The sequence below is a fragment of the Pararhodobacter sp. genome (assembly GCF_036802785.1).
GTDB lineage: Bacteria > Pseudomonadota > Alphaproteobacteria > Rhodobacterales > Rhodobacteraceae > Pararhodobacter.
The window spans coordinates 48,971-56,701 of sequence record NZ_DAIRVN010000024.1 but is presented as its reverse complement, the minus strand read 5'-3'; the positions used below and the strand labels follow the sequence as shown (position 1 = coordinate 56,701).

The 7,731-nt window shown below is 60.9% G+C and carries 7 protein-coding genes; 1 reads left to right on the top strand and 6 read right to left on the bottom strand.

Going from position 1 to position 7,731, the window contains the following annotated elements; translation table 11 throughout:
• The first annotated feature begins 190 nt into the window (after positions 1-190).
• Positions 191-1,156: a DUF6236 family protein gene (locus V7Q53_RS10495; RefSeq protein WP_333828491.1), complete on the top strand. Its 966-nt coding sequence runs from the start codon at positions 191-193 to the stop codon at positions 1,154-1,156.
• Positions 1,157-1,257: 101 nt separating this feature from the next.
• On the opposite strand, the gene V7Q53_RS10490 is transcribed toward V7Q53_RS10495, so the two are convergent.
• The 6 genes from V7Q53_RS10490 to V7Q53_RS10465 all read right to left on the bottom strand — a co-directional run bounded on the left by V7Q53_RS10490 (position 1,258) and on the right by V7Q53_RS10465 (position 7,605).
• On the bottom strand, positions 1,258-2,100 hold the full coding sequence (locus V7Q53_RS10490) for a sugar phosphate isomerase/epimerase family protein (RefSeq protein ID WP_333828490.1): 843 nt from the start codon (positions 2,098-2,100) through the stop codon (positions 1,258-1,260).
• Positions 2,101-2,111: 11 nt separating this feature from the next.
• Positions 2,112-2,924: a carbohydrate ABC transporter permease gene (locus V7Q53_RS10485; RefSeq protein ID WP_333828489.1), complete on the bottom strand. Its 813-nt coding sequence runs from the start codon at positions 2,922-2,924 to the stop codon at positions 2,112-2,114.
• Positions 2,921-3,793, bottom strand: a complete 873-nt coding sequence (locus V7Q53_RS10480) for a carbohydrate ABC transporter permease (protein ID WP_333828488.1) — start codon at positions 3,791-3,793, stop codon at positions 2,921-2,923. Before V7Q53_RS10480 ends, V7Q53_RS10485 begins: the two co-directional genes overlap by 4 nt.
• Positions 3,794-3,873: 80 nt before the next feature.
• Complete coding sequence (locus tag V7Q53_RS10475) at positions 3,874-5,154, bottom strand: ABC transporter substrate-binding protein (protein ID WP_333828487.1); 1,281 nt, start codon at positions 5,152-5,154, stop codon at positions 3,874-3,876.
• A 74-nt stretch (positions 5,155-5,228) separates the two neighbouring features.
• The gene (locus V7Q53_RS10470) at positions 5,229-6,512 is read right to left on the bottom strand and encodes an ABC transporter substrate-binding protein (protein ID WP_333828486.1); all 1,284 of its coding nucleotides are present in this window, start codon (positions 6,510-6,512) and stop codon (positions 5,229-5,231) included.
• Positions 6,436-7,605 carry an ABC transporter ATP-binding protein gene (locus tag V7Q53_RS10465; RefSeq protein WP_333828485.1) on the bottom strand — a complete coding sequence of 390 codons (1,170 nt, stop codon included), beginning with the start codon at positions 7,603-7,605 and terminating at the stop codon, positions 6,436-6,438. Before V7Q53_RS10465 ends, V7Q53_RS10470 begins: the two co-directional genes overlap by 77 nt.
• Between the last annotated feature and the right edge of the window lie 126 nt (positions 7,606-7,731).

Below are 7,731 nucleotides of genomic sequence, written 5' to 3'. Positions count from 1 at the left end.
GGAGGTAGGACGCGGGGCTGACATTCTGGGACTGCTCTGGGAAAAAAATGAGTCCGGAGGCGGAGGTTCGAGTTGGTTGACCTGACAGACGCCAATCTTCACGAGGACCCGGAGAAATTCTTCTTGATCCACGCACTCAAACAAATACTCTACTAAGAACGTATTCAAATTATTTCTGGTTGAGGGTGTTATGGGTGAAGCGAAGCAACGAAAGTCTATGGACCCACTCTTTGGCATGAAACCAAAAACTGGCCGTGGGATAATGCTAAGCGCTCCGGTTAGATTTGATGGGGAGAGCTGCTCTGTTAGGAATGATATTAATCCTGCCGAATTGCGCCGAGCAATACTGTTTTGGGATAAGATTGTTTGGCCGAATAGCAAGATAGTCAGTGTCTTGTCAAATCCAGACGAACAGCTTCTTGAGAAGGAAGGCATACTAATCCGACCACGGCCTGATCATTTCTCTAGTGCGTTGGGGATTGGAAATACGAGTTCGCTGATCGTAATTTCTGAAGGAAGCAGGGTTGAAATAGATGGAGCAACAGCGAGATATTTTGTCCAAGAGCATATTGAGGAGTTTCTTTCACTCGATCGAAAGGAGCCTGGACAGTGGGTCTTGTCCGAAGGCGAAGGTTCATTTTATCTAAAGAACAAGAATTTTGTTGCTGGGCGCGGTCAGCGTGTAACACTTTCTCGCGCTATACCTCTACCTGCATACGACTATCCGATAGAAGAACTTCTTGAGTTCAAGAAAAAGAGAGAGGCAGAAATCACTGCCTTGAACTATGAGCTTGATCGTTTCTATTCCAACATTAAGCGATCAAAAGATCAGGAGTTCGAGTTAAATCGCCTTGTTTCGGTTGTCGACAAGCATTGCGCTGATATGATAAGAGTAGCGAGCGAAAGTAAATGGAGATTCCATTTAGGAGACTTAATTATTTCGCTTTCATTTAACAATCTAGATTCTGCTAGAAATAGAGCCATTGGCTGGGAGGCCGGTATTTTGGCTACTACGGGATTGCCTATTGTAGGAGCCGTTCTAGGGGTAGGAGCATCTGTTTTATCTATTGAACGAGGCATTGGTGCAAGAAAACTAAGCCAGCGAGGGAGTCCGTTTAGAGTAGTTTCGGCAATGCATAAAGAATTAATAAGATAGAAAAGCAATTCTGTTTTTCAAATGAAGCACGCAATCCAAATCGCTCCAATATTGATGATAATCGGGTCTTGAACGACTGCTTGTGTCTGCAAACGCGTTGTCTAAAGACAACTGCTGTGTGCCATTTTCGCTCCACACTTCCTTTCACCCCCCAACCCCTCCAACCAAGCAGCCGTCTCCGGCAGCCGGTGCAAATTGTTGCGGACCTCCAGCAGCAGGCGGGGGGTGGCGGGGAGGGCTGCAAGCGTGTCGATCACCGGTTGCCACGGAATGCGCCCGTCTCCGGGGTGCCAGTGGCGGTCGGCGTGGCCGTCGACGTCTTGCAGATGCACATGCACCAGCCGCGCGCCCGCAAGGGTCAGCACATCCACCACCGGCGGCGCGCCGTAGTTGCCATGCGCCAGATCGGCATGCCCGGTATCGACTGACAGCCCCAGCCGGGGATGGTTGATCATCGCCACCAGATCAGCGCGGTCTGCCGGGTCGGTGTCGTCGATATTCTCCAGCGCCAGCGTTACGCCCGCCGCCGAAGCACGCTCCAGCACCGGGGCAAGGCATTCGGCGCAGGCCTCCATCATGCCCGCGCGCAACTGGCCGTAGTTGACGTAATTCAGCCGGTGCCAGAAGGTGAAGGGCGAGTGGATGACCATCAGGTCAGCCTCCAGCCGCACCGCAATCTCCACCCCCTGCACCAGCCGCCGGGTCAGGACCGCCCGGATCTCACGGTCAGGGTTGGACAGGTCGATGCCAAAGAACGGCCCGTGAATGCCGCGCGGCCCGGTATGACCGTCCAGCATGGCGCGCCAGCGGGTGATCAGATCAGCCGGGTCACCAAGGTTCGGCACCACGAAATCCTGAATCTCGATGGGGCGCTGGGTGTCAAACAGCCAGTCGCGCAGGATCTCCATATGCGGCAGCAGGACGGCGGCGCCGATGGGGGCCATGGGGAAACCTTTCATTTGATGCCCGCGCGCATGAAGCTCTGCACGAATTGCCGCTGGAACAGCAGAAACCCGATGAGAAGCGGCGCGGAGGTGATGAGGGTGGCGGCAGTGATGATCGACCATTCGGTGCCGCTGTCAGAGGTGGCGAAGATGGACAGGCCGACGGTAAGCGGCCGGGTTTCGACCGACGAGGTGATGATCAGCGGCCAGATGAAGTTATTCCAGTGGTGACTGACCGAGACAAGGCCGAAAGCCAGCATTGTCGGTCTGGCAAGCGGCACATAAACGCGCATCAGCAGGCCCAGCCATGAACACCCCTCGATCCGCGCGGCCTCATCCAGTTCGCGTGGGATGGTCTTGAAGGTCTGGCGCAGCAGGAAGATGGCGAAGCCGCTGGCGAAATAGGGCAGGCCGATGGCGAGGATCGTATCGACAAGGCCAAGCGAGCGGATGGTGGTGTAGTTGCGCACCAGAAGGATGTCCGGCATCACCATCAACTGCACCAGCACCAGCGCAAAAAGCACCCCCTTGCCGGGAAATTCAAACCGGGCAAAGGCAAAGGCGGCGAGCGAGCACAGCACCAGCTGCGCGGCAAGCACCATGGTTACCAGCGCAATGGTGTTGAGGAAGTAGCGGCCAAAGGGCGCGGCGTTCCATGCGCGGGAAAAGTTCTCCAGCGTCAGCGGGGCGAACAGCACGAAGCGGGTTTCAAAGGCCGGGGGGTGAAACGCTGTCCAGACGGCATAGGCCAGCGGCAAAAGCCAGACCAGCGCCAGAAGCCATGCGCCAAGGGTGAAAAGCGCGCGGTCAGTGCTGCGGGTCATCGGTAATGCACCTTGCGGTCCAGCACGAAGAACTGACCGATCCCCACCAGCGCCAGTATCGCCACCATGACAACCGTCAGCGCCGAGGCATAGGACGTATCCCAATAGCGGAAGCCCTGCTCATAGATGTAGTAAAGCAGCAGCATCGAGGCGTTGTTCGGCCCGCCCTGCGTCATGACGAAAATATGGTCCACCGTGCGGAAGGCGTTGATTGTCGCGTTGACCGAGATGAACAGTGTGGTCGGCATGATCAGCGGCCAGGTGACGCGGCGAAAGAAGGTGACGCGACTGCAACCCTCGATGGCGGCGGCCTCGCGCAGCGACGCCGGGATGGTTTGCAATGCGGCCAGATAAAAGATCATGAAGAACCCCGCCTGCGCCCAGACGGTGACGACGGTTACGCCGTAAAGCGCGGTTGCCGGGCTGCCGATCCAGTTGCGCGGGGCGAGGCCCAGCGCGCCGCGGATCTGCTCGAACAGGCCAAAGCCGGGCAGGTAGAAGAACAGCCAGATATTGGCCACCGCGATGAGCGGCAGTACGGTGGGCGTGAAAAAGGCCATGCGCAGAAAGCCCCGGCCCAGAATGCGGCCCTGCACGAACAGCGCCATGGCCAGCGCGAGTGCGATGGAGGCGGGGATGGTGATGGCGCCGTAAATGGCGTTGTTGATCATGGCGCGGATGAAGACCGGATCGGCCATCATGCGGGTGTAGTTATCCGTTCCCACAAAGACCGACGGTCGCCGCCCCCGCGCCGTGGACCAGAAGCTGTCAATCACGGTCTGGATGGCGGGGTAATGGGTAAAGCCGAACAGAAGGATCAGCGCGGGCGCCAGAAAGGCAAGCGCTATCAGCCATTCGCGTTTCAACATGCCGGGCGGCCCTTGCAGAGACTTGTGGACATTCGGAAAGAAGCGAAGCGCCCGTTGCGGGGCGCCTCGCGGTTGCGTGGTCAGCGATAGGCGGCCAGTACAGCGTCGGCAGCGGCCTGAGCATCGGCCATGGCCTGAGCGGGGGTTTTTTCACCGACGATGGCGGCGGCAAGGTTGTCGTTCAGGATCTGGCGAACACGCGCATTCTCATAGGTCGAGAACTCGGCAACCGCATATTCAAGCTGATCGCGCGCAACCAGGGCGCCGGGGGCCAGCTCAACATAGGCGCGCATCGTCTCGGTTTCCCAGATATCCGGGCGCGGGGCGACATAGCCGGTGGCAATCGACCATGCCGCCGCCTGATCTGGCGCGGTGGCCCATTTCACGAAGTCGATGGCTGCGCGGGTCTCGTCATCGTTGTGGCCGCTGAACAGAAAGAAGTCACCGCCGCCGGTAGGCGCGCCGCGCTGCGTGCCGGCGGGCAACATCGCCACGCCGAAATCGAAAGTGGCATTGGCGCGGATGTTCGAGAAGTTGCCGGTCGTCGTCCAGACAATGGCGCTTTCGCCATCAAGGAATGCGCGGGGGGTGGCGCCCCAGTCGATGATGCCCGGCGGCATGATCTCATGCTCTTGCGACAGCGAGACCAGATACTCCAATGCCTCGACGGCCTCGGGACGGTCGAAATAGACCTCGGTCCCCTCAGCGTTCATCAACTCCAGGCCGTTGGCAGTGGTGAGGCCCTGAAACAGCCAGTAGGGAAAGCCCGACGAGGGAATGCGCAGGCCCCATTGAGTGACCCTGCCGCTATCGTCGCGCAGGGTCAGCGCCCGGCCCGCTTCAACCAGCTCTTCCCATGTTGCAGGGGGCGTTTCGGGGTCCAGCCCGGCGGCAGCAAAGGCCTCGCGGTTATAGTACATCACCGGGGTTGAGCGCTGAAAGGGAATGCCCCAGGTCTGCCCGTCGATGAGTGTGTTGGCGCGAAACGCGTCATAGAAGCCGCCAATCCAGCTTTCGATCTCGGAATCCGACAGATGCGCATCCCAGGGTTCGATGATGTCTTCCTCGATAAACATGAACACGTCCACCGCCGAGAGGATTGCCAGATGCGGCGGGTTGCCACCGCGCGCAGCGGTAATGGCGCGGGTGGTGGTATCGGCATAGCTGCCGGTATAGATGGCACTGATGGTCACATCAGAGTTTTCATCCATATACGCCTGTGTCAGGCCCTCGATGGTAGCGGCGGCGTCACCACCCACGGCGACCGGAAAATAGAATTCCAGTTCTGCCGCCCATGCGGCCTGCGCCACAAGGGCCAGCCCGGCAGAGCTGGTGGCGAGGGTTTTCAGAAAGGTTTTCATTCACGGTCTCCAATCAGGCAGGGGCGGACTTGACGAAGCGCCCGTCGCGGGGCGCCTCGCCGGGGTTGCAGGTCTCAGCGATAGGCAGCGAGGATGGCGTCAGCGGCGGCCTGTGCATCGGCCATGGCCTGCGCCGGGGTCTTGTCACCCACAATGGCGGCGGCGATGTTGTCATTGAGGATCTGGGTAACGCGCGGGCCCTCAAAGGTTGACAGCTCAGGCACCGCGAATTCCAGCTGATCGCGGGCAACCATGGCGCCGGGCACTTCCTGCGCATAGGCCTGCATGCGCTCGGTTTCCCATGTGTCGGCGCGCGGCGCGACATAGCCCGTGGCGATGGACCAGTCGGCCGCCTGATCAGGCGCGGTGGCCCATTGCGCGAAATCGACCGCCGCTTCAAGCTGCTCGGGCGAGGAGCCGTCGAACAGGTAGAAATTGCCGCCACCCGTGGGTGCGCCGGGACGGACATTGGCGGGAAGCATCGCCACACCGAACTCGAACGGGGCATTGGCCCGGATGTTGGTCAGGTTGCCCGTGGTCGTCCAGACAATGGCGCTTTCGCCGTCCATGAAGGCGCGCGGCGTTGCGCCCCAGTCCAGAATCCCGGGCGCCATGATCGCATGCTCACTGGCCAGCGAGGCCAGATATTCCAGGGCGCCGACCACTTCGGGCGTGTCGAAATAAACCTCGGTGCCCGCGTCATTCGCCAGCCCGTCCTGCCCGTTCGAGGCTACGAGGCCGGTAAACAGCCACGACGGAAAGCCTGAGGACGGGATGCGCAGGCCCCATTGCGTCACGGTGCCCGAGGCATCGCGGAGTGTCAGCGCGCGGCCCATATCCACCATGTCCTGCCATGTGGCGGGCGGGGTTTCCGGGTCAAGCCCGGCGGCGGCGAAGGCTTCCTTGTTCCAGTACATCACCGGGGTGGAGCGCTGGAACGGAATGCCCCAGGTCTGCCCGCCGGACTGGCTGTTGCGCATGAAGGACGGATAGAAACCGCCGATCCAGCTTTCGACCTCTTCCTCGGTCAGGAAATCTTCCCAGGGCAGGATGATGTCTTCGTCCATCATGGTGAACATGTCGGTGGACAGCAGGATCGCCAGTTGCGGCGGGTTGCCGCCGCGCGCGGCGGTGATGGCGCGCGTGGTGGTGTCAGCATAGCTGCCGGTATAGATGGCGTTGATGTTCACGCCGGGGTTGGCCTCCATATAGGCCTGGGTCAGACCCTCGATGGTGGCGGCGGCATCGCCGCCCACGGCGACCGGAAAGTAGAACTCCAGATCAACCGCCCATGCGGCTTGAGCCATCAGTGCCAGCCCGGCGGTGGTGGTGGCGAGGGTCTTGAGCAAAGGTTTCATTCAGCGACTCCTGGTGGGGTAGGGGGGTGGTATCGCTCAGCCCCGGTAGGCGCCTGCCGTGCTGATCGAAGTAATGAAGCGCATCGGCGGGCAGGCCCAGCGTCAGGCTTTGCTGTGCGGGCGGGGTCTGGCCGGGCTGGCGCAAAAGGATGCGGATGCTGCCCAGTTGCAGGGCAACAAGCTGGTCAGCGCCCAGATATTCGATGTTCAGCACCTGCGCGGTGAGGCTGTGCGCCTGCGGGGCGGGTTGCGCCAGCAGGTCTTCGGGGCGGATGCCGATAGTGGCCGTACCCTTCGGTGCGGGAAGGCCGGGCAGGTCAGCCACCGGAATCAGGTTCATCGGCGGGGTGCCGATGAAACCGGCAACAAAGGTGGTGGCCGGGCGCGCGTAAAGCGCGCGCGGGGTGGCGACCTGCTCAAGGCGCCCGGCGTTCATCACCACGATCTGGTCGGCCATGGTCATCGCTTCGACCTGATCATGGGTTACATACACCATGGTCAGCCCCAACCGCTGCTGCAACGCCCGGATTTCGCTGCGCATTTCAGCGCGCAGCTTGGCGTCGAGGTTCGACAGCGGCTCATCCATCAGGCAGACCGGGCGCTCGGAGATCACGGCGCGGGCCAGTGCCACGCGCTGCTGTTGCCCGCCCGAAAGCTCAGCGGGTTTGCGTGCCAGAAGCGTCTCCAGCCCCATCATCGTGGCCACGCGGTTCAGCCGCGCGGCCTGATCGCGCTTTGTCACCCGGCGCACGGCAAGGCCGAAGAGGATGTTTTCGGCCACGCTGAGATGCGGGAAAAGGGCGTAGGACTGAAACACCATCGACAGATTGCGCGCGGCGGGGGGCAGCCCGTCAATCCGCGCGCCGCCCAGCGTGATCTGGCCGCGTGTGGGGTGGTCCAGCCCGGCGATCAGCCGCAGCAGCGTGGACTTGCCGCAGCCCGAAGGCCCCAGCAGGACAGAGAAGCGCCCGGCAGGCAGGGTCACGCTGATATCGTGCAGGGCGGTGGCGGTGGCATAATCCTTGCGCAACCCGTCAATCCGAAGATCGGCGGGCGCAGGCGTCGTTACCGGGGGCGTGGTTGTGGTCAACATGCGCCGAGGGCTATGCGATCCACATGAACGGTTGATGACGTTTCGGTTAAGCGGCTGTGACAGAGCTCAGCGCAAACGAAAACCGCGCCGGGCAGGTTTCTGCGCGGCGCGGTTCTTTTTGTTTTT

Coding starts and splice junctions, on each gene's coding strand:
- V7Q53_RS10495 (WP_333828491.1), top strand. CDS start 191: ATGGGTGAAGCGAAGCAACGAAAGTCTATGGACCCACTCTTTGGCATG.
- V7Q53_RS10490 (WP_333828490.1), bottom strand. CDS start 2,100: ATGGCCCCCATCGGCGCCGCCGTCCTGCTGCCGCATATGGAGATCCTG.
- V7Q53_RS10485 (WP_333828489.1), bottom strand. CDS start 2,924: ATGACCCGCAGCACTGACCGCGCGCTTTTCACCCTTGGCGCATGGCTT.
- V7Q53_RS10480 (WP_333828488.1), bottom strand. CDS start 3,793: ATGTTGAAACGCGAATGGCTGATAGCGCTTGCCTTTCTGGCGCCCGCG.
- V7Q53_RS10475 (WP_333828487.1), bottom strand. CDS start 5,154: ATGAAAACCTTTCTGAAAACCCTCGCCACCAGCTCTGCCGGGCTGGCC.
- V7Q53_RS10470 (WP_333828486.1), bottom strand. CDS start 6,512: ATGAAACCTTTGCTCAAGACCCTCGCCACCACCACCGCCGGGCTGGCA.
- V7Q53_RS10465 (WP_333828485.1), bottom strand. CDS start 7,605: ATGTTGACCACAACCACGCCCCCGGTAACGACGCCTGCGCCCGCCGAT.